Annotated in this window: 1 rRNA gene; it reads left to right on the top strand. The window is 58.9% G+C overall.

Going from position 1 to position 285, the window contains the following annotated elements:
* A 16S ribosomal RNA gene (locus KUM44_RS36110) occupies window positions 1-83 on the top strand; the annotation flags it as partial.
* Window positions 84-285: the final 202 nt, after the last annotated feature.

The raw sequence follows: 285 nt of genomic DNA, 5'->3' as shown, positions 1-285 counted from the left end.
AGCTGTCGAAGGTGGGACTGGCGATTGGGACGAAGTCGTAACAAGGTAGCCGTACCGGAAGGTGCGGCTGGATCACCTCCTTTCTAAGGAGCACTTCTTACCGATCCCTTCGGGGTGAGGTCAGAGGCCAGTACATCGGCGAGTGTCTGATGCTGGTTGCTCATGGGTGGAACGTTGGTTATTCGGCACTCTCAGTCATCTCGGGCTGCCAGTACTGCTCTTCGGAGTGTGGAACGCTGATCACGAGTGGCGGGGGTGCCGGGCACGCTGTTGGGTGTCTGAGGG

The sequence above is a fragment of the Streptomyces sp. AC550_RSS872 genome (genome assembly GCF_019049285.1).
In the GTDB taxonomy this organism is placed as follows: Bacteria; Actinomycetota; Actinomycetes; order Streptomycetales; family Streptomycetaceae; genus Streptomyces.
Note: the sequence above shows the minus strand (reverse complement) of the source record. Positions and strands in the feature narration are given on the sequence as shown.